At 74.6% G+C, this 24214-nt stretch carries 19 protein-coding genes; 11 read left to right on the forward strand and 8 right to left on the reverse strand.

The window, feature by feature from the left end; translation table 11 throughout:
- Nucleotides 1-140 precede the first annotated feature (140 nt).
- Nucleotides 141-728 carry a PadR family transcriptional regulator gene (locus tag ACIPSC_RS15425; RefSeq protein ID WP_400826055.1) on the forward strand — a complete coding sequence of 196 codons (588 nt, stop codon included), beginning with the start codon at nucleotides 141-143 and terminating at the stop codon, nucleotides 726-728.
- Nucleotides 728-2428 carry an acyl-CoA dehydrogenase family protein gene (locus ACIPSC_RS15430; protein WP_400826056.1) on the forward strand — a complete coding sequence of 567 codons (1701 nt, stop codon included), beginning with the start codon at nucleotides 728-730 and terminating at the stop codon, nucleotides 2426-2428. The genes ACIPSC_RS15425 and ACIPSC_RS15430 overlap by 1 nt, the downstream gene beginning before the upstream one ends.
- A gap of 84 nt (nucleotides 2429-2512) precedes the next feature.
- Here the strand turns inward: ACIPSC_RS15430 and ACIPSC_RS15435 are convergent, their stop codons facing one another.
- The 3 genes from ACIPSC_RS15435 to ACIPSC_RS15445 form a co-directional block, all read right to left on the reverse strand.
- Nucleotides 2513-3829, reverse strand: coding sequence for a M28 family metallopeptidase (locus ACIPSC_RS15435; RefSeq protein WP_400826113.1), 1317 nt, complete (start codon nucleotides 3827-3829; stop codon nucleotides 2513-2515).
- A gap of 267 nt (nucleotides 3830-4096) precedes the next feature.
- Entirely contained in the window at nucleotides 4097-6391 is a 2295-nt protein-coding gene (locus ACIPSC_RS15440; RefSeq protein ID WP_400826057.1) for a sensor histidine kinase, read from the reverse strand.
- A gap of 229 nt (nucleotides 6392-6620) precedes the next feature.
- On the reverse strand, nucleotides 6621-7292 hold the full coding sequence (locus ACIPSC_RS15445) for a response regulator (RefSeq protein ID WP_400826058.1): 672 nt from the start codon (nucleotides 7290-7292) through the stop codon (nucleotides 6621-6623).
- Between the two features lie 251 nt (nucleotides 7293-7543).
- On the opposite strand from ACIPSC_RS15445, the gene ACIPSC_RS15450 reads away from it, so the two are divergent.
- Entirely contained in the window at nucleotides 7544-9733 is a 2190-nt protein-coding gene (locus ACIPSC_RS15450) for a sensor histidine kinase (protein ID WP_400826059.1), read from the forward strand.
- A gap of 106 nt (nucleotides 9734-9839) precedes the next feature.
- On the opposite strand, the gene ACIPSC_RS15455 is transcribed toward ACIPSC_RS15450, so the two are convergent.
- The 4 genes from ACIPSC_RS15455 to ACIPSC_RS15470 form a co-directional block, all read right to left on the reverse strand.
- The gene (locus ACIPSC_RS15455) at nucleotides 9840-10061 is read right to left on the reverse strand and encodes a hypothetical protein (protein WP_400826061.1); all 222 of its coding nucleotides are present in this window, start codon (nucleotides 10059-10061) and stop codon (nucleotides 9840-9842) included.
- A gap of 265 nt (nucleotides 10062-10326) precedes the next feature.
- Nucleotides 10327-10737, reverse strand: coding sequence for a hypothetical protein (locus tag ACIPSC_RS15460; RefSeq protein ID WP_400826063.1), 411 nt, complete (start codon nucleotides 10735-10737; stop codon nucleotides 10327-10329).
- On the reverse strand, nucleotides 10734-11117 hold the full coding sequence (locus tag ACIPSC_RS15465; protein WP_400826064.1) for a hypothetical protein: 384 nt from the start codon (nucleotides 11115-11117) through the stop codon (nucleotides 10734-10736). The genes ACIPSC_RS15460 and ACIPSC_RS15465 overlap by 4 nt, the downstream gene beginning before the upstream one ends.
- A 191-nt stretch (nucleotides 11118-11308) precedes the next feature.
- Entirely contained in the window at nucleotides 11309-12565 is a 1257-nt protein-coding gene (locus ACIPSC_RS15470) for a hypothetical protein (RefSeq protein ID WP_400826066.1), read from the reverse strand.
- 253 nt (nucleotides 12566-12818) lie between these two features.
- Here ACIPSC_RS15470 and ACIPSC_RS15475 point away from each other — a divergent pair, with 253 nt between their 5' ends.
- From ACIPSC_RS15475 to ACIPSC_RS15505, 7 genes are all read left to right on the forward strand, one after another.
- Nucleotides 12819-14174: a phosphoribosyltransferase family protein gene (locus ACIPSC_RS15475; RefSeq protein ID WP_400826067.1), complete on the forward strand. Its 1356-nt coding sequence runs from the start codon at nucleotides 12819-12821 to the stop codon at nucleotides 14172-14174.
- Between the two features lie 266 nt (nucleotides 14175-14440).
- On the forward strand, nucleotides 14441-15655 hold the full coding sequence (gene hppD / locus ACIPSC_RS15480) for a 4-hydroxyphenylpyruvate dioxygenase (RefSeq protein WP_400826068.1): 1215 nt from the start codon (nucleotides 14441-14443) through the stop codon (nucleotides 15653-15655).
- Between the two features lie 52 nt (nucleotides 15656-15707).
- Nucleotides 15708-16910: a homogentisate 1,2-dioxygenase gene (locus ACIPSC_RS15485; protein WP_400826070.1), complete on the forward strand. Its 1203-nt coding sequence runs from the start codon at nucleotides 15708-15710 to the stop codon at nucleotides 16908-16910.
- The gene (locus tag ACIPSC_RS15490; protein WP_400826072.1) at nucleotides 16907-17782 is read left to right on the forward strand and encodes a hypothetical protein; all 876 of its coding nucleotides are present in this window, start codon (nucleotides 16907-16909) and stop codon (nucleotides 17780-17782) included. Before ACIPSC_RS15485 ends, ACIPSC_RS15490 begins: the two co-directional genes overlap by 4 nt.
- On the forward strand, nucleotides 17779-18999 hold the full coding sequence (gene fahA, locus ACIPSC_RS15495) for a fumarylacetoacetase (protein ID WP_400826074.1): 1221 nt from the start codon (nucleotides 17779-17781) through the stop codon (nucleotides 18997-18999). Before ACIPSC_RS15490 ends, fahA begins: the two co-directional genes overlap by 4 nt.
- A 138-nt stretch (nucleotides 19000-19137) precedes the next feature.
- Nucleotides 19138-20205: an enoyl-CoA hydratase/isomerase family protein gene (locus ACIPSC_RS15500; RefSeq protein ID WP_400826075.1), complete on the forward strand. Its 1068-nt coding sequence runs from the start codon at nucleotides 19138-19140 to the stop codon at nucleotides 20203-20205.
- A gap of 117 nt (nucleotides 20206-20322) precedes the next feature.
- Nucleotides 20323-21102, forward strand: a complete 780-nt coding sequence (locus tag ACIPSC_RS15505; RefSeq protein ID WP_400826077.1) for an enoyl-CoA hydratase — start codon at nucleotides 20323-20325, stop codon at nucleotides 21100-21102.
- Between the two features lie 186 nt (nucleotides 21103-21288).
- On the opposite strand, the gene ACIPSC_RS15510 is transcribed toward ACIPSC_RS15505, so the two are convergent.
- The gene (locus tag ACIPSC_RS15510; protein ID WP_400826078.1) at nucleotides 21289-23274 is read right to left on the reverse strand and encodes an NAD-binding protein; all 1986 of its coding nucleotides are present in this window, start codon (nucleotides 23272-23274) and stop codon (nucleotides 21289-21291) included.
- Nucleotides 23275-23490: 216 nt separating this feature from the next.
- Here ACIPSC_RS15510 and ACIPSC_RS15515 point away from each other — a divergent pair, with 216 nt between their 5' ends.
- Nucleotides 23491-24090, forward strand: coding sequence for an HdeD family acid-resistance protein (locus ACIPSC_RS15515; protein WP_400826079.1), 600 nt, complete (start codon nucleotides 23491-23493; stop codon nucleotides 24088-24090).
- The last annotated feature ends 124 nt before the right edge of the window (nucleotides 24091-24214 follow it).

A 24214-nucleotide genomic window follows, 5' to 3' on the forward strand; every position in this document is an offset into this window, starting at 1 on the left:
CTGTCGCCGATCTGCCGTTTTGCACCTTTTGATCAGGGAGGATACCCTGCCCCGCCCGCGTCACGACCGGTGGGTGAGCTGCGTCTCACCGTGACCGTCCGCCATTGCGTATGCAATTCGTTGCATAGCAGGATGCCGCCATGGCACTGGAGCACGCGATCCTCGTCTCGCTGCTGGAGCAGCCCGGCTCCGGCTACGAGCTGGCCCGCCGCTTCGACCGTTCCATCGGGCGCTTCTGGACCGCCACCCACCAGCAGATCTACCGGGTGCTGCGGCGGATGGAGGCGGACGGCTGGGTCTCGGTCGAGGAGGTCGCCCAGGGCGGCCGGCCGGACAAGAAGGTGTACTCGGCCGCCGGGCCGGGCCGCACCGCGCTGTCCGCCTGGCTGCGCGAACCGGTCGAGCCGGAGACCGTCCGCCACGAACTGGCGGTCAAGATCCGCGCCGCGGCCTTCGACGACCCCGCCGCCCTGATCTCCGAGGTCCAGCGGCACCGGGAGGGCCACGCCGCCCTGCTCGCCCGCTACCTGCACGGCGAGCAGCGCGACTTCCCGGACCCCGCCGCTCTCGACGCCGGCCAGGAGCTGCAGCACGTCGTGCTGCGCGGCGGCATCGAGTACGAGCGGATGACCCTCGCCTGGCTGGACGACGTGCTCGCCACCCTGCACCGCCTGGCCGCCCGGACCGACTCCGGCGCCACTCCACCCTCGACCCCCGGGAGCCCGTGATGCTCTTCAACCCGCGTACCTACGACCCCGCGCAGTTCGACGAGCCGACCCGCCGGCTGCTGCGCGCGACCGTGGACTGGTTCGAGTCCCGTGGCAAGAAGGCGCTGATCGACACCTACGTCGACCGCACCTGGTACTCCGACTTCCTGGAGTTCGCCGCCCGGGAGGGCCTGTTCGCGGAGTTCCTGACCCCGTCCGCGGCCGACCCGGAGAAGCGCTGGGACACCGCCCGGATCGCCGAGCTGAACGAGATCCTCGGCTTCTACGGCCTCGGCTACTGGTACACCTGGCAGGTCACCATCCTCGGCCTCGGACCGGTCTGGCAGAGCGAGAACGAGGCCGTCCGGGCCCGTGCCGCGCGCCTGCTGACGGAGGGCCACGTGATGGCGTTCGGGCTCTCCGAGCGCAGCCACGGCGCCGACATCTACTCCACGGACATGATCCTCACCCCGGACGGCGAGGGCGGCTTCACCGCCACCGGCTCCAAGTACTACATCGGCAACGGCAACGTCGCGGGCCTGGTCTCGGTGTTCGGCCGCCGCTCCGACGTCGAGGGCCCGGAGGGCTACGTCTTCTTCGCCGCCGACAGCCGCCACGAGGCGTACCACCTGGTCAAGAACGTGGTGAACGCCCAGATGTACGTGAGCGAGTTCCGGCTGGAGGAGTACCCGGTGCGCGCCGAGGACGTGCTGCACACCGGCAAGGCCGCCTTCGACGCCGCGCTGAACACCGTCAACGTCGGCAAGTTCAACCTCTGCACGGCCTCCGTCGGCATCTGCGAGCACGCGATGTACGAGGCCGTCACGCACGCCCACAACCGGGTGCTCTACGGCAAGCGCGTCACCGAGTTCCCGCACGTGCGCCGGGAGCTGACCGACGCCTACGCGCGCCTGGTCGCGATGAAGCTGTTCGCCGACCGCGCGGTGGACTACTTCCGCACGGCCTCCCCCGAGGACCGCCGCTACCTGCTCTTCAACCCGATGACCAAGATGAAGGTCACCACCGAGGGCGAGAAGGTCATCGACCTGATGTGGGACGTCATCGCGGCCAAGGGCTTCGAGGCGGACACCTACTTCGACAAGGCGGCGAAGGACATCCGCGGGCTGCCCAAGCTGGAGGGAACCGTCCACGTCAACCTGGCCCTGATCCTCAAGTTCATGGCCAACTACCTCTTCGCGCCCGCCGACTACGCCCCGGTGCCGCGCCGGCTGGACGCGGCCGACGACGAGTTCCTGTTCCGCCAGGGCCCGGCCCGCGGCCTCGGCGCGATCCGCTTCCACGACTGGCGCACCGCGTACGACGCCCACGCGCACGTCCCGAACGTCGCGCGCTTCCGCGAGCAGGCGGACGGCTTCTGCGAGCTGCTGCTGAAGAACGCGCCGAGCGAGGCGCAGCAGGCGGACCTGGACTTCCTGCTGGAGATCGGCCAGCTGTTCGCGCTGATCGTCTACGGCCAGCTGGTGCTGGAGCAGGCCGCGGAGACCGCGCTGGACGCCGACGTGCTGGACCAGGTCTTCGACGCGCTGGTCCGGGACTTCTCCGCGCACGCCACCGAGCTGCACGGCAAGTCGTCCACCACCGAGGCGCAGGCCGCCTGGGCGCTGGCGCACGTACGCCGCCCGGTCGCGGACGCCGAGCGCGCGGCCCGGGTCTGGGAGCGCGTCGAGGCGCTGTCGGGCGCCTACGAGATGCAGCCGTAGGCACCCGCGGCGATCGCTGGAGCGCAATGACCCCCGGGGGTGTCGGTCGGCGGACCGGCACCCCCGGATCGTTTCCCGGTCGGGTCAGAAGGTGAGCTTCCAGCTGTCGATGTAGCCGGTGTCCTGCGAGGCCACGTCCTGGACCTTGAGCTGCCAGGTGCCGTTCGCCGGCACCGCCGAGGCGTTGACCGTGTAGGTGGTCTGGACGTTGTCCGCGGAGTCGTTGCCGCTGGAGCCCTTCAGGCGGAAGCTGGTGCCGTTCGGCGCGACCAGGTCGACCACCAGGTCGCCGCGCCAGGTGTGCTTGATGTCGACGCCGACCTGGAGGGCGGCCGGCGCGTTGCCGGTCCGGCCGGTCACCGTGACGGCCGAGGTGACCGCCGCGCCGTTGTCGGGGATCTGCACGTCGGCGGTGTTCTCGAAGACGGTGCCGGAGGGCGGAGTGGTGTCACCGGCCGACAGGGTCCAGATCGCGTAGGCTATCGCGTCGCTCATCCGGTCCAGCGCGGTGTCGTTGATGTTGGCGCTGGTGTCGCAGGAGGAGTGGTAGCAGCGGTCGAACGCCTGGCCCGCCGTGCCGCCCCACTTCGCCGCCTGAGCGCTGGTCTTGGTGTAGTCGGCGCCGCTGAAGAGGCCGCCGACCCGGATCCCGGCGTTCTGGAACGGGGCGTGGTCGGAGCGCCCGTCACCCTCGAAGTCCTGCTCGGTGGCGATGCCGAGGCCCGCGAAGTAGTCGCGGAACAGGGCGTCCAGCGCGGAGTCGTAGCGGTAGGTGAAGTAGCCCGGGTTGGGCGAGCCGATCATGTCGAAGTTCAGGTAGCTGTCGATCTTCGAACGGTCGGCGGAGGAGAGGCTGTTGACGTAGTTCTTGGAGCCGACCATGCCGTACTCCTCGGCGCCCCACCACCCGAACCGCAGGTGCTTGGTGGGCTTGAGGCCGGCCCGGGAGACGGCCAGCGCGGTCTCCAGGATGCCGGCCGAGCCCGAGCCGTTGTCGTTGATGCCCGGGCCGCCGGTGACGGAGTCGAGGTGGGCGCCGGCCATCACCACGTGCGAAGTGTCGCCGCCCGGCCAGTCGGCGATCAGGTTGTAGCCGGTCGAGCCGTTGTAACTGAAGGTCTGCAGCGTGGTGGTGTAGCCCGCCGCGTCCAACTTGCCCTTCACGTAGTCGATCGAGGCCTTGTAGCCGGCCCGCCCGTGGGCGCGGTTGCCGCCGTTGGCGGTGGCTATCGACTGCAGTTGGGCCAGGTGCGCCTTGACGTTGGCGACCGGGATGTCGGGGGCCGCGGTGGCGGTCGCGGCGGTGACCGCTTCGGCCGCAGGTGCCGCGGTCGCCGGTCCGGCGACGGCGGCGGGGGTGATCAGGGCGGCGGCGAGGGCGACGACCGCTCCGGTCGACAGGACGGTTCGGCGCAGGCGGGATCGCCGCGGGGCACGCTCGGTCACGGAAGGCTCCGGTTTCTGGTGGGGCAGAACGGAAGCGCGACACTTCGCGGACGGCGTGGGCACTCGAAGGGGCATGGGGGCGAGCGCCCGGTGGAGTCGGGGGCCGGGACGCAAAGTTGACGCGACCATGATGATTAGGCCAACCTGCGGTTCCGTCAAGAGGCCGTGTCGGGGCGGGGGCTGCGGCGGTACCCGTACGGAGGCGGTGCGGGGCCGGTCCCCCTACCCTTCGACGGCCGGTTGCTGCTCCGGCGTGCGCGGCAGCACCGCTCGCACCAGCGCGGCACCCTCGCAGTTGGCGGCGGTGAACGTGCCGCCCAGCTCCTCGGCCCGCTCGGCCATCGATCGCAGACCGAGCCCCGAGCCGACCGGCCGCCCCTCGCCCTCGCCCCACCCGTCGCCCACGTCCCAGCCCTCCCTCGCACCGAGCGCCGAGCCGATCCCCGCACCGGCCCCCGTACCGGCCCCCGCACCCGCCACCGCGCCCACTCCCACCGGAAAGCCCCGCCCGTCGTCGTGGACCTCCACCTCCACCCGGTCCGGCCGGACCCGCAGCGTCAACTGCGCCCGGGCGGCCCCCGAATGGCGCAGCACGTTGTTCAGCGCCTCGCCGCTGATCCGCAGCACCGCCACCTCGACGGCCGCCGGCAGTGCGGGCGGCGGCTCCGGGTCGAGGACCAGGGTGAGCCGGACGCGGTCCCCGTCCAGCCCGTCGACCAGCCTCCGCAGCGCGCCCGCCAGGCCGCCGCCCGAGAGCGCCGCGGGCGCCAACCCCTCGGTGATCCGGCGCAGTTCGACGATCGCCTGTCCGATGCCGGCCGACACCGCACGCAGCGAGCGGGCGGCCGGGGAGCCCTCGGGGACGGCGGCGCGCGCGGTGTCGACTCCGAGGCGGAGCCCGGAGAGGGTCGGGCCGAGCCCGTCGTGCAGGTCGTGCCGCAGGCGCCGCCGCTCCTCCTCCCGGGCCAGCACGATCTGGCGCCGCCCGGCCTGGAGCTCCTCGTACATCCGCAGCGAGGCGATGGCGGGCGCGGCCTGGTCGGCGAGGAAGCGCAGCACCTCGTGGTCCTGGGCGTCCAGTGCGCGCTGACCGGCGCGCGGCGGCGCGTGCAGCTCGCCGATCACCGCGCCCTCGTAGCTGAGCGGGAACACCTGGCTGCCGGGGCCGACGGTGCCGACCGAGGCGAGTTCGTGCGGCCCGCCCCGGGTGCGCAGGACGACGCGGGCGCCGGGCAGGCCGAGCGCGCCGACCACGGTGTCGCAGAGCAGCGGCGGCGCATCGGCGGGGCTGACGGCGCGGCTGAGCCGTTCGGCCAGGGCCCGCACCACCTGGTAGGGGCGGGCCCGGTCGCCGTAGTAGAACCGGTCGACGGCGCGGACCATCCAGCGGGTGGCCGGGCCGAGCAGTCCGCCGACGGTCAGCGCAGCGGCGGCGAGCAGCTGGGCACCCGCGGTGCCGGCGTTCGGCAGGGCGCGGCGCAGCAGCAGGGCGATGCCGAGGTAGCCGGCGATCAGCAGCGCGACGAGGGCGAGGACGCTGAGCATCCGGCGGGTGGCGCGGTCCAGGTAGCGGGAGCGGTCGCGGGCGAACGCGTAGCCGACCGCGCCGAGCATCCAGAGCGCCGAGCCGGTGAAGTAGGCCGCGGCGGCGAAGCTCTCCGTGCTGCCGAGCCGGAGGGCGAGGTTGGTGGTGATCAGCCAGATCAGGTAGGGGACCAGCACCACCGTGACCGTGCGGCGCGACCGGGGCGAGCGACGCCACCGGACGGCGGCCACCGTGAGGTTGACGGCGACGAGCGTCCAGGAGACCAGGGTGCCCGGCCACTCGCCCAGCGGCAGCCCCTCGCCCTGCGGCACCAGGACGTCGCCGAAGTACGGCAGCGGCACGCCGAGCCGCACCACGCAGGCGTGGCAGGCGCTCCACACCACGAGCGCCGCGAGGTAGACCCGGCCGAGCCGGCCACCGGGCAGCCTGCCCTCGGGCAGCCAGAGCGGCAGGGCGATCGACAGGAAGATGAAGAGGGTGACGGAGGCGAGGAGCATCGCCGCGCCGACCGCCTGCACGGCCTCGCCGGCCCCGGCCGCGGCGCCGGCGAAGAGGACGAACCGGGAGAGACAGCCGCCGAGGCCGGCGGCGAGCATGGCCACCCCGAGGCTGCGGCCGGTCCGGCTCGGCGAGGGCGGGGCGGCGGGCCCGCGGCCGACCGGAGCCGCGCCCCCGGACGCGTCGAGAGCCCCGGCCGCGGACGCGTCGGGGAGCCCGGGCGCGTCGCCGGTCCCGGGCGCTTCGGCGAGCCCGGCGCGGTGGGCGAGGATCAGCAGGCCCGAGAGTGCGAAGCCGAAGCCGAGCAGCACCGTCTGGCCGTCGTGCAGCAGGAACGGCTCCGCCCAGGCGTCGTCCTGGTGGATCAGGGCGAGCAGCACCCAGCCGAGGCCGGAGAGCAGCGTGAGTCCGCAGACCCAGTACGCCCGGGTCAGGCCGGGCGGTCGGGTGGCGGCCGCCGCCGGTTCGGTCATCCCGTCCTCCTCCCCCGCATCCTCGGCGTCCTGCAATCCCGGGCACGCGGGGCGGCGGTCCGGTTCCGGCCCCGGGCCCGGCCCGGGCGAGCGGCCCGGTCCGGACGAGCGCACCGACTGCACGCGCTGCTCCTGCACCGGCACGGCCGCGGCCCGCGCCGGCCCGGCACCCCGTCCGGTGCCCGCGCCCGCGTCCACGTCCGCCTCGGCAGCGCGCGCCCCGACGGCGTCAGCCGTCACCGAGCCCCATGTCACGGGCCCGGGCGACCGCCTCCGCACGGGTCGCGACGTGCAGCTTCTCGAAGATGTGGGTGACGTGGTTGCGGACCGTCTTCTCCGCCACCACCAGCTCACGGGCGATCCGCCGGTTGTCCAGCCCCCGCGCCACCAGGTCCAGCACCTCCGCCTCGCGCGCGGTCAGCGCCGGGAACAGCTGCCCGGCCTCGCGCAGCCGCGCCCCGGCGAGCAGCTCGGTGATCCGGCCGGCCACGTCCGCGCCGAACACCGCCCCGCCCGCCGCCACCGTGCGCACCGCGTGCAGCACCTCCTCCCGGCCGGCGCCCTTGACCAGGTAGCCGCGCGCACCCGCCTGGAGGGCGGCCAGCAGGCTGCCGTCGTCGTCGGCCATGGTCAGCATCAGCACAGGCGGGGACGGCTGCTGCTCGCCGAGGCGGCGGGCGGCCTCCAGCCCGGAGCCGTCCGGCAGCGAGAGGTCCATGACCACCACGTCGGGGCCGGACCGGGCGACCGCCTCCGGCACGTCCGCGGCGCGCTCGGCCTCCGCCACCACGGCGATGCCCTCGGCGCTCTCCAGGGCGGCCCGCAGCCCCTCCCGGAACAGCGGGTGGTCGTCGACGATCAGTACACGGACGGGCAGGCCGCCCCGCGGTTCTTCATCCACCCGGCCGACACTACCAGCGACACGCCAGTGACTTTCCGTGACATGCGCGCGGGGCGCGATCCGACCCGGCGCCGGCCCGCCCGCCGGAACCGCCCGCCGCGGCCGGCGGCGCCCGCCACCGCGGAGCCGCCGCCACCGGCCGGACGAGACCGCTGCCTCATGCGCCCGGGACGGTGGGCCGCCCAGACTGGTGACCGGTGCGCGGCGAACGGCCGTCGGCGGACCACTCCCGAACCGTTGCAAGGGATGCCATGACCACGGTGACCACTCCCCGGCGCGGAGCCCCCGCCCGACCCCGGCGGGGAGTGCCCGCCCGGCTCCGACGAACGGCCCCGCGCACCCGCGCCGAACGCCAACTGACGGCGGCGGCGGCCGTCGCGTGCCTGTGCCTGGCCCTCGCCACCCTGTGGAGCTGTTACGTCCTCGCCCACCTCGGCGATCCCGGCGTCGCCGTGCCCCGCGACCAGCTGGCCGTCCTGGCCTACGCACTGCCCACCGCCGGGGCCGGGATGATGCTGCACGCGCACCGGCCGGGCAGTCCACTCGGTTGGGTGATGCTGTTCTACGGCCTCGCCGTGATCCTGCCCAAGGCGGTGGCCGCCCCGGTGTACGTGGAGGTCACCGATCCCGCCGTCGTGGGCATCGCGGTCGCGCTCAAAGCGGTCTGCGACACCCTCCGGGAAACACTGTTCTTCGTCCTGCCGCTGCTGCTCCCCTCCGGTCGGCTGACCGACCGGAGGTGGTGGATCTACATCGGGGCGGTCGCCCTCTGGCAGGTGCCGGTGTACCTGTCGTACGCGGGCGAGAGCCGGCTGTTCGGCCGGGACAACCCGCTGGCGGACACCCCGCCCGGCCGGTTCCTGACGACGCTCTACGAGCGGGTGGGCGTCCACGACGACAAGGGCTTCTACGTCCTGGTCGGCATCTCGGCGGCGGTGCTGCTGACCCGCCTGGTGCGCGCCGCGCCGGGGAGCCGCCGCTACCTCGGACTCATGCTGGCCGCCTACCTGCTCTGGGCCGGGGCCCAGGACGCCTACAGCCGGTTCCAGACCGACGACTACTGGCTCTTCTACGGGATCCTCGCCGGGGCCGGCCTGCTCTGGGCCGTGGCCATCGCCTACCTGGTCGTCAAGAACGGCGGCTGGCGGCTCGACCGGGCGGCCCGGCGGATCCTCAGCGGGCTGCTGCTGGCCACCGGGCTGACCACCCTGTTCGTGGTCTTCGCCGCCGTGCTGTCGAGCTGGCTGGTGCCCGGGCGCGGCGCGGCGGCCCTGCTGCTGATCGCCCTGGTCTTCGTTCTGGGCTCCGGCCTGCCGCGCGCCGCGCGGTGGGCCGTCGGGCTGGTCGACCGGCTGTACTACGGCGAACGCGCCCAGCCCTACCAGGTGCTCCGGACGCTGGCCGAGCAGGTCCGGCAGGTGGTCGACCCGGAGCAGCTGCCGGCCGCGCTCTGTGCGACGGTCGCGGACGAACTGCGGCTGCCGTGGGTCGCCCTGACCGTCACCACCCGGGCCGGCCTCCGCCCGCTGGCGGCCGTCGGATCGCCGGGGGACGGCGCCCGGCACTCCTTCGCCCTGGTCCACCACGGCAGCACCATCGGGCAGCTGACCGTCGGCCTGCGCGCGGGCGAGGAGCAGCTGGACGCCACGGACACCGACATCCTCCGGACGCTGGCCGACCAGGCCTCGCCGGCCGTCGCGTCGCTGCGCCTGCAGAAGGACCTCCAGGCCGGGCGGGAGCAGATCGTCGCGGCCCGGGAGGAGGAGCGCCGGCGGCTGCGGCGGGACATCCACGACGGCCTCGGTCCTGCGCTGGCCGGGCTGCGGCTCCGGGTGGACAACGCCGGGGCCGCCGTCTCCGCCGAGGCCCCGCTCGCGGGCACCCTGCGCGGGATCTCGGCGGATCTGGCGATGGCCATCAAGGAGGTCCGGCGGATCACCGACCGCCTCGGGCCGGCGCCGCTGAGCGAGGTCGGGCTCGGCCGCGCGGTGCGGCAGCTGGCCGCCACGTTCGGCGGCACGGGTCTGGCCGTCACCACGGAGCTCGCCCCGGAGCCGCTGCCGGAGCTGCCGGCGGCGGTCGAGGTGGCCGTCTACCGGATCACGGCGGAGGCGCTGAACAACGTGCTGAAGCACGCCCGGGCCACGTCGGTCCGGGTCGGGCTCCGGGTGGACGAGGAGGTGCTGACACTGACCGTCCGGGACGACGGGGTCGGTTTCGGGAGCCCGTCGGAGCCCGGCCCGGACGGCGGCGCGCACCCGGACGGCGGGACGCGTCCTGACGGCCGGCCCCGGACCGACGGTGGTTCCCCCGGCGGCGGGGTCGGGCTGCAGTCGATGGCGGACCGGGCCGCCGAGATCGGTGGCAGCTGCACCGTCGGCGCGCTGGAGCGCGGGACCCAGGTCCTCGCGGTGCTCCCCCGCTACCCCTCCCGCGCCTGAGGCCCGGCGGCCTCGAACGACGCTCGCCCGTCCGCTGCGCCTCGAAGGCGTGGTCCGCCCCCGGCACCTGGGTGGTGCCGGGGGCGGAGGTCGTCGGGGGACGGGGTCATTTGCAGGGAGGCGGGTCGCCGGCCTCGCACCTCCTGGGCTCTCCCCCTCCCGGCTTCGGCTTGCCGGGGCCGGTGAGTGAGGAGGTGCCGGAGGTCGTGTCGGTCGCCCTGCTGCCGATCACATCGGTGACCGCGCACTTCACGGCGATGCCGGCTGTGGTGAGGCCGGCCAGCAGGGTCGCCAGACGGAGCGCCTTGGTGGCTGTGCTGGTACTCATGGGATTGCTCCAGATCTTTCGAGTGGTCGAGCGATCGGCCGCTCTTCCCTCACCATGCGCGGGGGCCTGCCCCGGGCACATGGGTCGGCCGTCCCGTTCCGGTCCCATCGCGGGGGGTGGCCGCCGGCCCAGAGCCGTCATCGGGCCGGCCCGGGCGGCGCCCGGTGACGCCCCGACACAGGCGACGCCCGCCCCGGCGGTGGCGCCGGGGCGGGCAGGGCGATCGGGTCCGGCGGTCAGGCTCGGCGCCGGGGGGTCGGAGACGTCACGGGCGGGTCCGCCGTTCGGCCCGACGGCGGGCCAGGACCTGCCCGGTGGCGCCGGCGCGGCGGGGTGCGGCGAGGGTGAGGCAGAGGAGCTCGGCGCCCAGCGGCCCGGCCTCCAGCAGGACCGGGGTGGACCGGCGGGCCAGCAGCAGGTCGCCGTCGGCCGCGAGGTGGACCGGCTCGTCGGCCGTACGGCCCACGAGGAGCGAGCCGCGCAGCACGTGGAGGACGGTCTCGCTCTCGGCCTCCCCGGGCAGCGTGTGGTGGGCGCCGGGACTGAGCCGCAGGTGGTCGAAGGACTCGCAGGCGGCGGTCATCAGCGAGCGGCGCGCCAGGCAGCGCAGGCGCACCCGCTCACCGTGCGGGCCGAGGATGACGGCGGCAGCGGACGAGGCAGGGGTGACGATCACCTGGACTCGCCTCCTTTCCGACGTTCGGAGCTTTGTCCGGCCGGTCGGCCGGCCACGGCGAGGACCGCGTGGAAGTACTCCAGCCCGGCCGTACCGGCGGTCAGGACCGTCCGCTCGCCGAGCGTCAGCGTCAGTGCCGTGCCCTCGACCAGCGGGACCCCGGCATCGGGAGCCGCCTGCGCCGCGTCGTCGTCCGGGACGGTGGCCGTGCCCGAACCGGCGGTGACGTAGAGCGCGTGCTCGACGCCTTCCGCGGTGACCTCGGTGCTGCGGCCCGGGTCGAGCCACTGCAGTCCGACCGCACGCAGCGGGCCGCTCAGGACCCGGCTCGGGTCGACGGCTCCGCGTCGGCGGAGGTCGGTGATGACGGTGCCCGTCATGACGGGACTCCTTCGGGTTTCCGGCGGACCGTGCTGGTCCGTCCTTGTCCCCCACGGTCCGGCGCCCGTCGTCCCGGCCGCACGGGGACCGGGTCCTGTCCTGTTCCCGCCCTTCGCCCGTGCCGTCCCGAGGCGGCCCCCGGGGCCTCCCGGGCCCCCCGGGCCGCCGGCCGCCGGCCGCCGAGGACCGGTCAGACGCCCGCGGGCCGGGGTTCCGCGGCGGGTCGGCGGGTGTGCGGCAGGGCGGCCGGGACCGGTCCGCCGACGGCGGCCCGGAGCACCCCGGCGTCCACCGGGGTGAGCAGCCGGCCCCGCAGGCAGTGCGGGTACCCGAGGTCGGCGAGCAGCAACAGACCGGGCCGGGCGGCGACAGCGAGGGCGTCGGCCAGGAGGCCGGCGCTCGCCTCGTCGGAGAAGCCGCTCGCCACGGAGCAGCCGCCCGCCGCCGCGGCCGCCTCGGACACCGTGCCCGCCGCGGCTAGGGGGACGGCCGCCAGCGGGTCGGCGCCGCCCGGCAGGGTGGTCGCCGAGCCGTTGCGGGCGAGCAGCTCCCGGTGCGCCCACGCCGCGGAACCGCCGAGCAGGCCCAGCCGGACGGCGATCTCGGCGGCGAGGAGGAGTCCCAGGGCCTCGGCGTCCCCCGGGGCGGGCACCGCGTGGCCGGCGCCGTCGGCGGCCGCGCGGACCGCCTCGCCGAGGCTCCTGCCGTAGTCGAGCGCGAGGGCAGGGCCCGTCTCGAACGGGTCGAAGCCGACCAGGGCGGCCCGGGCGTCCGCGCACAGGGCCAGGCAGGCGGCCACGGCGTGCGGCGTGTAACGGGCGTCCGGGCGCAGGACCGCGGCCAGCGCCTCGTACTGGGCCGGGCAGACGGCCAGCACGTGGCGGATCACGGTCACCATGCCCGCGCGCGTCTCGGCGGCGGGACGGGCGGCCAGCAGGTCGCTGCGGGCCCAGACCAGGGCGGGCGCGGTGCGGGCGGGCAGGCTGCGGGCCCCGGGAGGCGGGCGCAGCAGGGCGAGTGCGGGGCCGCAGGCGGCGGCGAGGGTGGTCGGCAGCCGGAGGTCGGCCGGCACCCGGCAGGCCTGCTCACCGCCGACGGCGATCACGACCGTGCGGCTCTCCGGCTCCGCGGAGTCGGACGTGTCCCAGGGTTCGGACGAGTCGGCGGCCGAGGACGACGGGAGCACCGAGGACGACGGGAGCACCGGGGCCGCGTCGGGCCGGAGCGTGACGCCGGTGCACGGAGCCTGGGCGGCCGCCAGGGCGTGGATCCGGGCGACGTACTCGGCGGGCGCGGCGGCGTCGCCGACCAGCACGAACCGGTCGGCCCGGAACGCGGCGAGCCGGTCGGCGAATTCCGTCCAGGACGACTCGCCGCACCGCACGGCCAGCGGGTAGTTCGCGGGGCCGGCCTGCAGCCGGCGGTCGAAGGCGGCACCGGGGTGCATCGTGGTCCTCCTGCGGGTTGTGCTCCGACCACGACGGTGCGCCGCCCGCTGCCCCGGACGCCTGAGCCCCCGTTCCCCTTCCGGCCGGCCTCGGCCGCCCGGGCGGATCCGGGCCGGTCCCGGTCCGTCCCGCCGCGTCCCGGCCCGCCGGGCCCGGGCCGGGACACCCCACCCCGGCCCGAGCCCCGTCCGCCCACGTCCGCCCCCGCCGCCCACCGGCCGGCGACGTACGGTGGAACTCGGAGGCCGCGCCATGCACGTCACCGGTACCCACTTCACCGACCGCACCGATGCGGGCCGCCGACTGGCTGCCCGCCTGGGCCACCTGCGCGCTCCCGGCACCGTCGTCGTCGCCCTCCCCCGCGGCGGCGTCCCGGTGGCCGCCGAGGTGGCCGCCGCCCTCGGCGCCCCGCTGGACATCTGCGTGATCCGCAAGCTCGGCGTGCCCTACCAGCCCGAGCTGGGCATGGGCGCGATCGGCGAGGACGGCATCCGCGTCCTCAACGACCAGGTGATGCGCGTCGCCGGTGTCACGGACGAGCAGCTCGCCCACGTCGAGAAGCTCGAACGCGCCGAGCTGGAACGCCGGGCCCGCCGCTACCGGGGCGACCGTGCGCCCGCCGACCTGCGCGGGAGCACGGTCGTCGTGGTGGACGACGGGATCGCCACCGGCTCCACCGCCCGCGCCGCCTGCAGGATCGTCCGGGCCAGGGGCGCGGCCCGGGTCGTGCTGGCCGTCCCGGTGGCGCCCCACGACTGGGTCGACCGGCTGGCCGACGTCGCGGACGAGCTGATCTGCGTCGGCACGCCGTCGCCCTTCTTCGCGATCGGCGAGTTCTACGGCGACTTCTCGCAGACCACGGACGAGGAGGTGCTGCGGCTGCTGGCCGAGGCGCGCGGCGAGCGGTCGAAGGCCCCGACCGCGGTGGACCACGAGCTGACCGTGCCCGCCGCCGGGGTCCGGCTGGCCGGGCGGCTGACCGTGCCGGTGCAGGCGCTCGGCGCGGTGGTGTTCGCGCACGGCAGCGGCAGCGGCCGGCACAGCCCGCGCAACCGCTTCGTCGCCGCGTACCTGAACCGGGCGGGCCTGGCGACGCTGCTGTTCGACCTGCTCACCGAGGACGAGGAGCCGGACCGGCGCAACGTGTTCGACGTGGAGCTGCTCGGCTCCCGGCTGACCGAGGTGAGCCGGCGGCTGCCCGACCTGGACGAGGCGGCCCGGGGCCTGCCGATCGGGCTGTTCGGCGCCAGCACCGGCGCCGCCGCGGCCCTGTGGACCGCGGCCCGGCTGGGCGACGGGGTGCGCGCCGTGGTGTCCCGGGGCGGGCGGCCGGACCTCGCCGGGCCGGCCCGGCTGGCCGCCGTCGCCGCGCCGACGCTGCTGATCGTCGGCGGCCGCGACAGCACGGTGATCGACCTGAACCGACAGGCGCGGGCCCGGCTGCACTGCGAGAGTGAGCTGGCGGTGGTGCCGCGCGCGGGCCACCTGTTCGAGGAGCCGGGGACGCTGGACCAGGTCTCCGAGCTGGCCCGCGACTGGTTCCTGCGCCACCTCCCGGAGGGTCGGCAGGACCCCGGACCCGGCGGAGGGCAGCCGTCCGTTTCCTGAGGACGGCGGCCGTCACCGGCGGCGGGAGCACAGGGATCGGAGGGATGGCAAGGATCTCGGGAATCCCTCGTTCGACAGCACATATTGCGCAGCCGGACCGGGGATTTCCTGACCAGCTTGTACACATTGAACAGTGAAATCGCGACCTGTTGCCCAACCAGTCCGACAGGAGCAAGCTCTCCGCTCAGCCGCACCGCCCACCCTTGCGGCGTGGCCGCCTCAAGCGGATGCCTCAAAGCCGAGGCCTCATTGTGGAGGAACGACCGATGACCCCGCAGACCCACGCTCTTGAGCTGACCCCCGAGGAGCGCGAGGCCGGTCTCGACGCCGAGCAGCTGCGCCGCCTCGTCGGCCTCGTCGAGCACGACCCCGCCACGGACCCGTTCCCTGTCGTCGCGCAGGACGCCGTGATCTTCGTGGTCGGCAACGCCACCCAGACGGCCCAGTTCTACCAGGTCGTCTTCGGCATGGAGCTGGTCGCCTACTCCGGCCCGGAGACCGGCCGCCGCGACCGCAAGGCGTACGTCCTGCGCTCGGGCTCGTGCCGCTTCGTCATCAAGGGCGGTGTCTCCCCCGACAGCCCGCTGCTCGACCACCACCGCCGCCACGGCGACGGCGTCGTCGACCTGGCGCTGGAGGTGCCGGACGTCGACAAGTGCATCGCGCACGCCCGCGCCCAGGGCGCCGTCGTGCTGGAGGAGCCGAACGACGTCTCCGACGAGCACGGCACCGTGCGCCGCGCCGCGATCGCCACCTACGGCGAGACCCGGCACACCCTGGTCGACCGCTCCCGCTACCACGGCCCCTACCTGCCGGGCTTCGTGGCCGCCCAGACCAGGGTGACCCGCCCGGCCGGGCAGCCGAAGCGGCTGTTCCAGGCCCTCGACCACGCCGTCGGCAACGTCGAGCTCGGCAAGATGGACGAGTGGGTCGGCTTCTACAACCGCGTGATGGGCTTCGTGAACATGGCGGAGTTCGTCGGCGACGACATCGCCACCGAGTACTCGGCCCTGATGTCCAAGGTCGTCGCCAGCGGCAACCACCGGGTGAAGTTCCCGCTCAACGAGCCGGCCATCGCCAAGAAGAAGTCGCAGATCGACGAGTACCTGGAGTTCTACGGCGGCCCGGGCTGCCAGCACCTGGCGCTCGCCACCAACGACATCCTCACCACCGTCGACGTCCTGCGCGCCAACGGCGTCGAGTTCCTCTCCACCCCGGACTCGTACTACGACGACCCGGAGCTGCGCGCCCGGATCGGCAAGGTCCGCGTCGAGGTCGAGGAGCTGAAGAAGCGCGGCATCCTGGTCGACCGGGACGAGGACGGCTACCTGCTGCAGATCTTCACCAAGCCGCAGGGCGACCGCCCGACCGTCTTCTTCGAGTTCATCGAGCGGCATGGCTCGCTCGGCTTCGGGAAGGGCAACTTCAAGGCGCTCTTCGAATCCCTGGAGCGCGAGCAGGACCGCCGCGGGAACCTCTGATCACCACCCCTGATCAGGGCGAATCGGCGAACGGGCCAGGAGGAGCAGGACGATGGCGTACTACCGGCAGCTGGGCAGCATCCCGCCCAAGCGGCACACTCAGCACCGCACACCCGAAGGCGGGCTGTACTACGAGGAGTTGATGGGCGAGGAGGGGTTCTCCTCGGACTCCTCGCTGCTCTACCACCGGGGCATCCCGTCGGCCGTGGTGAACGCGGTGCCGTGGGAGCTGCCGGACCAGTCCACCGTGCCGAACCACCCCCTGCTCCCCCGCCACCTCAAGCTGCACGAGCTGTTCGCGGGCCAGGAGTGGAAGTCCGCTGACGTGGTGAGCAGCCGCCGGCTGGTCCTCGGCAACGGCGACGTGCGGATCTCGTACGTCGCCGCCGGGGCCCCGAGCGAGCTGTACCGCAACGGGCTCGGCGACGAGTGCGTGTACGTGGAGTCCGGCTCGGGCACCGTCGAGACGGTCTTCGGCTCGCTGGAGGTCGGCCGGGGCGACTACGTCGTCATCCCCCGGGCGACCACCCACCGCTGGGTGCCGGCCGGCGACGAGCCGCTGCGCGCCTACTGCATCGAGGCGAACAGCCACATCACCCCGGTCAAGCGGTTCCTCTCCAAGTACGGCCAGCTGCTGGAGCACGCGCCGTACTGCGAGCGGGACCTTCGCGGCCCGGTCGGCCCGCTGGTGGTGGACGAGGCCGGCGACGTCGACGTCCTGGTCAAGCACCGCGGCCCGAACGGGATCGCGGGCACCCGGTACACCGTGCCGCACCACCCGTTCGACGTGGTCGGCTGGGACGGCTGCCTCTACCCGTACGCCTTCAACATCAGCGACTACGAGCCGATCACCGGCCGGATCCACCAGCCGCCGCCCGCGCACCAGGTGTTCGAGGGCAACGGGTTCGTGATCTGCAACTTCGTGCCGCGCAAGGTGGACTACCACCCGCTGTCGATCCCCGTCCCGTACTACCACTCCAACGTGGACAGCGACGAGGTCATGTTCTACTGCGGCGGCGACTACGCGGCCCGCAAGGGCTCGGGCATCGCCCAGGGCTCGATCTCGCTGCACCCGGGCGGCCACACCCACGGCCCGCAGCCGGGCGCGTACGAGCGCAGCATCGGCGCGGAGTTCTTCGATGAGCTGGCCGTCATGGTCGACACCTTCCGCCCGCTGGAGCTGGGCGAGGGCGGCCGGGCCAGTGAGGACCCGAACTACGCCTGGACCTGGGCGGGTCGGGGGCCGGGCCGGTGAGCACGATCCCCCCGCTCTTCGAGGACCTCTTCGACGACGCGGCCGTGTTCCCGCCGGGGAACCTGCCGGTCGCCGAGGCGGTACCGGCCCACCACGCGCACCGCTCCGCGTGGTACGCCGAGGCGGTCGGCCCACTCCTGTGCGGGGCGGGCCGGCTGGACGAACTGGCCGCGGCGGCCGCGGCCACCACGGCCGCCGGCGGCGGCGCCCCGGTCCTCCGGGTCGGGCTCGTACTGCCGGGGGGCAGTGCCGAGCTCGGCCCGGCCCTGGCCGCCGCCTCGCCGTTCGAGGTGGCCGGCGTCGAACTGGCCACCCGGGACGCCCGCGAGGCGGTCGCCGCGCTCGACCTGCTGCTCCCGACCCACATCCCCGCCGCCGTCGAACTGCCGCGCGAACTCCTGCGCGGCGACGCCCTGGACGAGGTGCTGGACGTGCTGGTCGACAGCCCCTACCGGGCGAAGTTCCGCACCGGCGGCGTGGTGGCCGGCGCGTTCCCGGACGAGGACGAGCTGGCCGGCTTCCTCACCGGCTGCGCGCAGCGCGGCCTGCCCTACAAGTGCACCGCCGGCCTGCACCACGCCGTCCGGCACACCGATCCGGCCACCGGCTTCGAGCACCACGGCTTCCTGAACGTGCTGCTGGCCGCCCGGGAGACCGACCGCGCGGCCGCCGCCGAGCTGCTGGCGGAGCGCTCGGGCGACGTCCTGGCCAAGGCGGTCCGCGAGTTGACCGAGCACCAGGTTACGGTGATCCGGAACTCGTTCACCGCGTTCGGCACCTGCAGCATCACCGAGCCGCTGGCGGACCTGGTCGCGCTCGACCTGGTGTCGCCCGGGACCGGCCCCAGCCCCACGCCCCAGGAGGACCGTTGACCACCCCCCGCAGCTGGCTCGCCGGCGCCGACGACTCGCCGTTCGGCGTGCACAACCTGCCGTACGGCGTCTTCACCGCGGCCGACCGGCCCGGCGTGCGGCGGATCGGCGTCCGGATCGGGGAGTTCGTCCTCGACGCCGGCGCCGCCGCCCGGGCGGCCGGCGAGCCGTCGGTGCTGCTGGACGCGGACACCCTCAACCCGCTGCTGGCCGCCGGGCGTCCGGCCTGGACCGAGGTCCGCGCCGCGCTCACCCGCTGGCTCACCGACGAGTCCCACCGGGCCGCGCTCTCGCCTCTGCTGCTGCCGGTCGCCGAGGTGGAGCTGCACCTGCCGTTCGAGGTCGCCGACTACGTCGACTTCTACGCGTCCGAGCACCACGCGAGCAACCTGGGCCGGATCTTCCGCCCCGGCTCGGAGCCGCTCACCCCCAACTGGAAGCACCTGCCGATCGGCTACCACGGCCGGGCCGGCACGGTCGTCGTCTCCGGCACCCCGGTGGTCCGCCCGCAGGGCCAGCGCAAGGCGCCCGCGGACGCCGTGCCCTCGTTCGGCCCGACCCGCCGGCTCGACATCGAGGCGGAGGTCGGCTTCGTCGTCGGCGCCCCGTCCGCCCTCGGCACGCCCGTCACCCTGGACCGGTTCCGCGAGCACGTCTTCGGCGTCTGCCTGGTCAACGACTGGTCCGCGCGCGACATCCAGGCCTGGGAGTACGTGCCGCTGGGCCCGTTCCTGGGCAAGTCCTTCGCCACCTCCGTCTCGCCGTGGATCGTGCCGCTGGACGCGCTGGAGCAGGCCCGGGTCACCCCGCCGGCCCGCGACGTCGAGCCGCTGCCGTACCTCGACGACCGCGGCGGCGAGCCGTGGGGCCTGGACCTCGCGATGGAGGTCCGGCTCAACGGGCACCCGGTCTCCCGCCCGCCGTTCGCCTCGATGTACTGGACGGCCGCGCAGCAGCTCACCCACATGACGGTCAACGGCGCCTCGCTGCGCACCGGGGACCTCTTCGCCTCGGGCACCGTCAGCGGCCCCGAGCCGGAGACCCGCGGCGCGCTGATCGAGCTGACCTGGAACGGCGAGGAGCCGGTCAAGCTCCCCGACGGCACCACCCGCACCTTCCTGGAGGACGGCGACGAGGTGACCATCACCGCGACGGCCCCGGGCCCCGACGGCACGGTGGTCGGCTTCGGCGAGGTCACCGGCCGCGTCACGCCGTAACACCTGCGGACGGCCTGCGCCGGTTCCAGTCAGTGGAACCGGCGCGGGCCCGGCATGGTGCGCCTAGTACGGTGGCGCAGGAATCCGGGGGTCCACGGACCACCGAGGAAGCGGCGACGAGGAACGGGAGCGGGCCCGATGAGCGCAGAGGTGCAGGTCCACCGGGACGGCGGGGTCGGGCGGATCGTGCTCGACCGGCCCAGGGCGCTCAACTCGCTGACCCACGGCATGATCATCGCCGTCCGGGAGGCGCTGGAGGCCTGGGCCGCGGACGACGCGGTGGGCGCCGTCGTGCTGACCGGAGCCGGCGAGCGCGGCCTCTGCGCGGGAGCGGACATCCGCGCGATCCACGACGACGCCAAGGCCGGCGGCGCCGGTTCGCGGACGTTCTTCGCGGACGAGTACGGCCTGAACGCCCTCATCGCCCGCTACCCGAAGCCCTACGTCGCGGTGATGGACGGCATCACCATGGGCGGCGGCGTCGGCCTCTCCGCCCACGGCTCGGTGCGGATCGTGACCGAGCGCTCCGTCGTCGCGATGCCGGAGACCCGGATCGGCCTGGTCCCCGACGTCGGCGGCAGCCGTCTGCTCGCGCACGCCCCGGGCGAGCTGGGCACCCACCTCGGGCTCACCTCCGGGTCGATGGGCCCAGGCGACGCGCTGCTCTGCGGCTTCGCCGACCACTTCGTGCCCTCGGCCGCCGTCCCGGCCCTGCTCGCCGCGCTCGCCGGCGTCCCGGCCGGCACGGACACCGCCGCGACCGCCGCCGCCGTCGCCGCCGCGGTCGCCGCACACGCGGAGCCGGCGCCGGCCGCCGCGCTGGCCGCGCAGCGGGAGTGGATCGACACCTGCTACGCCGCCGACACCGTCGAGGAGATCGCCGAGCGGCTGCTCGGCAGCGGCGTCCCCGAGGCGAAGCAGGCCGCCGAGGAGCTGGCCGACCGCTCGCCGACCATGCTGAAGGTCACCCTGGCCGCCCTGCGCCGCGCCGCGGGGCAGCGCACGCTCGTGGAGACCCTGGTGCAGGAGTACCGCGTCTCCTGCGCCGCGCTCGCCCACCACGACCTGGTCGAGGGCATCCGCGCGCAGGTGGTCGACAAGGACCGGAACCCGCGCTGGTCCCCCGCCGCCCTGGTGGAGGTCGACGACCGGGCGGTGGCCGCGTTCTTCGAGCAGCCGGCCGGCGGCGACCTGCGGCTCGGGTGAGCCGCCGTTCGGCCGGGTGACGACCGTCTCGCCTGGCGAGACTGGCGCTCCGGCGGTCCGTCCGCGATCGTATCCCCCGTCAGAGTGCCGCCGAGCTGCGAATGGGAGTCAAGGACGATGACCGAGACCTACGAGACGATCCTGGTCGAGCGCAAGGGCCGGGTCGGGCTGATCACCCTCAACCGGCCGGAGGCGCTCAACGCGCTGAACACCCGGCTGATGAACGAGGTCGTCGCGGCCGCCACCGCCTTCGACCGCGACCCGGAGATCGGCTGTCTGGTCATCACCGGCTCGGAGAAGGCCTTCGCCGCCGGCGCCGACATCAAGGAGATGCAGGGCAACCGGTTCCCCGACGTCTACCTCGACGACTGGCTGGGCCCGTGGGACCGGCTGGGCGAGCTGCGCAAGCCGGTGGTGGCGGCGGTCGCCGGGTTCGCCCTCGGCGGCGGCTGCGAGCTCGCGATGCTCTGCGACATCCTGCTGGCCGCGGACACCGCGAAGTTCGGCCAGCCGGAGATCAAGCTCGGCGTGATCCCGGGCATCGGCGGCTCGCAGCGGCTGACCCGCGCGATCGGCAAGGCCAAGGCGATGGAGCTCTGCCTGACCGGCCGGATGATGGGCGCCGAGGAGGCGGAGCGGGCCGGCCTGGTCTCGCGGATCGTCCCGGCCGACCAGCTGCTGGCCGAGGCGCTGGCCACGGCCGAGAAGGTCGCGGGGATGTCGACGCCCGCCAGCATCATGATGAAGGAGAGCGTGAACCGGGCCTTCGAGACCACGCTCGCCGAGGGCGTCCGCTTCGAGCGGCGCCTGTTCCACGCCGCGTTCGCCACGGCGGACCAGAAGGAGGGCATGGCCGCCTTCGCCGAGAAGCGCCCGGCGAACTTCTCGCACCGCTGACGGGCCGGCCGACGGCGTGGGGGGGGGGGGGGGCCGGCCCCCCCCCCCCCCCCCCGGCGGCCCGCGCCCCCCCCGGGGGGGGGGTGGGGGGGGCGCCCCCCCCCCCGGGGCCCCCCCCCCCCCCCGGGCCGGCCGGCGCGGGGGGGGGGGGGGGGGGGGCCCCCCCCCCCCCCCCCCCCCACGCCGTCAGTCCTCGCTCACCAGGGCGGTGTTGAGGCGGGCCAGCCCGCCGCGGCTGGCCGCGACCACGATCCGGTCGCCCGGGACGAGCTGCCGGGTGCGGTCGGCGTAGTTCCACTGGTAGGTGCGCGGGCCGCCGGCCGGCCGGACGGCGACCACCCGGACACCGCCCGGGTCCTCCAGATCGTGCCGGTTCATCCCGACCAGCCCGCTGCCCTCCTCCACCCGCAGCTCGGCGATGAGCAGCACGTGCCGGAACACCGAGAGGGTGCCCAGCACCTCACGCCCCATCAGGGCCGCCGCGAACGCGGGCGCGGCCAGGTAGGACGTCGAGCGGGAGGCGGCGTTGTCCAGCGTGGCGTACACGTGGCGGGCGAAGTTGTCGTCGAAGAGCCGGACCACCACCCGGACGTCGGGCCGCACCGCGCGCGCCTCCAGCGCAGCCTCCAGGTTGGTGGCGTCGTCCCCGCTGACCGCGACCACCGCGCGGCTGTGCTTCAGCCGGGCCCGGCGCAGCTGCTCCGCGAGCGGGCCGTCGTCGACCACCACCGGCACGCCGAGTGCGCGGACGGCGGAGATGCCGCGCGCCTGCGGGTCGCGCTCCAGGCCGACCACCGGCACGCCCATGCCGTGCAGCTGGGCGACGACCCGGGTGCCGACGTTGCCGAGCCCGGCCACGATGACGTGGTCGCGGGTGCCGGCGCCGGGGTTGCGGGGCTGTCCCCGCCGGCCGGAGCCGAGCACCTCGACCATGATCGCGGTGGCGACGGGCGCGAAGGTGATGCCGCAGAAGGTGATCACCACCTGGGCGACCCGCTGCCAGAGGCCGCCGGTGCCGGTGCCGGCGGCCGCGTCGGCGGGCTGGTCGGGCTGGGCCGCGCCCGCCAGGTCGAGCAGCGAGACGTAGAGCGACCAGCCGAAGTCCCGGTTGAGGTACCAGAGCAGGCCGAAGGACATCAGCACGGCGGCCAGCGCGGTGATCAGCACCAGCCGGAGCCGGGCGCTGGTGAGGTAGCGCAGGGTGTCGAGCAGCCGCCAGCGCAGCCGGCGGGTCCAGGCGATCCGCACCCGCGGCTCGCTGGGCAGCGCCTGCAGGGCCGCCACCCCGCCGGGCGCCGCGGGCGCGGGCTCCGGCGCGTCGGGCGCCGCGGGGTTCTCGGGCGCTTCGGGCGCGTCGAGGTCTCCGGGCGCCGCACGCTCGGGCGTCGCGGGCTCGTCCGGCGCGCCGCCCTCCTCACGGGCGGACGCACGCTCGGGTGTCTCGGGCCTCGCGGCCCCCTCGGGGGCCTCCGCCGGCCGGCCGGCGTCGGGGGCGTCCGCGTTCCGCACCCGCCGGACCGGTCCGTCGTCGCCGAACTCGCTGGCCAGCCGGACGAACGAGGCCGAATCGCCCTCCTGCTCGGGCAGCAGCCGGATCCGGCCGAGGTGCTGCCGGTCGATCCGGTCGGCGACGATGCAGATCCGGCTGGAGTCGATGTCGTCGTCGTAGGCGATGTACAGGAAGCGGTCGCCGACCTGGACGGAGTTGGGGCGGGCGAGCGCGGACGCGGCGAAGGCCGGAGCGGCGGTGGCCGAGCCGGAGAGCGCGGCGCCGTTCTTCAGCAGCCGTTCGATGTTCTCGCCGAGCCGCTGGTTGAACATCCGCAGCACGATGCGGATGTCGGGGTTGTGTTCCTGTGCGCTGAGCGCGGTGTGGATGTTCTCCTGGTCGGAGCCGTCGACCAGGGCGATCCCGCGCGCGGTCTCCACCCGGACGGCACGCAGCGCCTCCTCGGTGATGCTGCTGAACTCCACCACCGCCGCGACCCCGGCCAGCTGCTCGATCTGCGGGGCGTGCTCGCGGGTCCGGTCCGGGACCAGGACCACCACCGGGACCTCGTACTGCTCGACCAGCTCCAGGGCCAGGCGGTGCGCGAGCGCGTTTCCGCCACAGATGATGTAGTGCTGGCTGATCGGCCCGACCGGAGGGGTCCCCCACCCTTCAGAAGTCATATCGCCGGATCATATCGACGGCGAGTGATCGGCGGATGGCGTTCCGGTGGCCGGGGGGAAAGCAGTTCGTTCCCCCGAACGGGTGCGTCCGGCGGGCGACCCGGAGCACCCGCGACGATCGTGAGAGGCGTCCCCTGCCACTCCCGGCAGCGGCCCCGGCCGGACCCCGAGTTCCCGGGCCGCCGGCTCCCACCCAGCCGTCAGGAGTTCGCCGCCGTGGTCTCCCCGATCATCACCCCCAACGGTTCCCCGGTCCAGGGCCCGCTCGGCATGCTCGCCAAAGCCGCCTGGCAGGTCCTGCTGATCGCCGGACTCGCCTCGCTCGCCCTCGGGATCGTCGTGCTCGTGTGGCCCAAGCAGACGCTGCTGGTGGTCGGCGTCCTGTTCGGCGTCTACCTGCTGATCATCGGGATCGTGCAGCTCGTCGCCGCGTTCGGCACCCACGCCACCACCGCCCTGCGCGTGCTCGCCTTCATCAGCGGCGCGATCTGCGTGCTGCTCGGGCTCCTCTGCTTCCGCAGTGCCGCGCAGTCGGTGCTGCTGCTGGCGATCTGGATCGGGATCGGCTGGCTCTTCCGGGGCATCACACAGCTGGCTGCCGCGATCTCGGACGAGACGATGCCCGCGCGCGGCTGGCAGATCTTCGCCGGTGTGGCCAACACGCTGGCCGGCGTGCTGCTGATGGTCTGGCCGGCCGGCTCGATCACCGCGCTGACCGTCCTCGCCGGGTGCTGGCTGCTGATCCTCGGCCTGATCGAGATCGTGACGGCCGTCCAGATCCACGGGCGGGCCAAGGAGATCCCGTCCGGCGTCTGACCGCGGCAGGGACCGGGCCTTCTAGGGCTTGTCCGGCCGATCTTGTCGGATCAGCGCGCGGCGTTGGGCGCCCGGCTGGGCGTGCGACCGGATCGTCCTCGTACTGGACGTACTTGGGCGATTC

Source organism: Kitasatospora sp. NPDC090091 (assembly GCF_044747365.1).
Lineage (GTDB): Bacteria > Actinomycetota > Actinomycetes > Streptomycetales > Streptomycetaceae > Kitasatospora.

Coding starts and splice junctions, on each gene's coding strand:
- ACIPSC_RS15510 (WP_400826078.1), bottom strand. CDS start 23,274: ATGACTTCTGAAGGGTGGGGGACCCCTCCGGTCGGGCCGATCAGCCAG.
- ACIPSC_RS15505 (WP_400826077.1), top strand. CDS start 20,323: ATGACCGAGACCTACGAGACGATCCTGGTCGAGCGCAAGGGCCGGGTC.
- ACIPSC_RS15470 (WP_400826066.1), bottom strand. CDS start 12,565: ATGCACCCCGGTGCCGCCTTCGACCGCCGGCTGCAGGCCGGCCCCGCG.
- ACIPSC_RS15475 (WP_400826067.1), top strand. CDS start 12,819: ATGCACGTCACCGGTACCCACTTCACCGACCGCACCGATGCGGGCCGC.
- ACIPSC_RS15465 (WP_400826064.1), bottom strand. CDS start 11,117: ATGACGGGCACCGTCATCACCGACCTCCGCCGACGCGGAGCCGTCGAC.
- ACIPSC_RS15440 (WP_400826057.1), bottom strand. CDS start 6,391: ATGACCGAACCGGCGGCGGCCGCCACCCGACCGCCCGGCCTGACCCGG.
- hppD (WP_400826068.1), top strand. CDS start 14,441: ATGACCCCGCAGACCCACGCTCTTGAGCTGACCCCCGAGGAGCGCGAG.
- ACIPSC_RS15450 (WP_400826059.1), top strand. CDS start 7,544: ATGACCACGGTGACCACTCCCCGGCGCGGAGCCCCCGCCCGACCCCGG.
- ACIPSC_RS15455 (WP_400826061.1), bottom strand. CDS start 10,061: ATGAGTACCAGCACAGCCACCAAGGCGCTCCGTCTGGCGACCCTGCTG.
- ACIPSC_RS15425 (WP_400826055.1), top strand. CDS start 141: ATGGCACTGGAGCACGCGATCCTCGTCTCGCTGCTGGAGCAGCCCGGC.
- ACIPSC_RS15500 (WP_400826075.1), top strand. CDS start 19,138: ATGAGCGCAGAGGTGCAGGTCCACCGGGACGGCGGGGTCGGGCGGATC.
- ACIPSC_RS15485 (WP_400826070.1), top strand. CDS start 15,708: ATGGCGTACTACCGGCAGCTGGGCAGCATCCCGCCCAAGCGGCACACT.
- ACIPSC_RS15430 (WP_400826056.1), top strand. CDS start 728: ATGCTCTTCAACCCGCGTACCTACGACCCCGCGCAGTTCGACGAGCCG.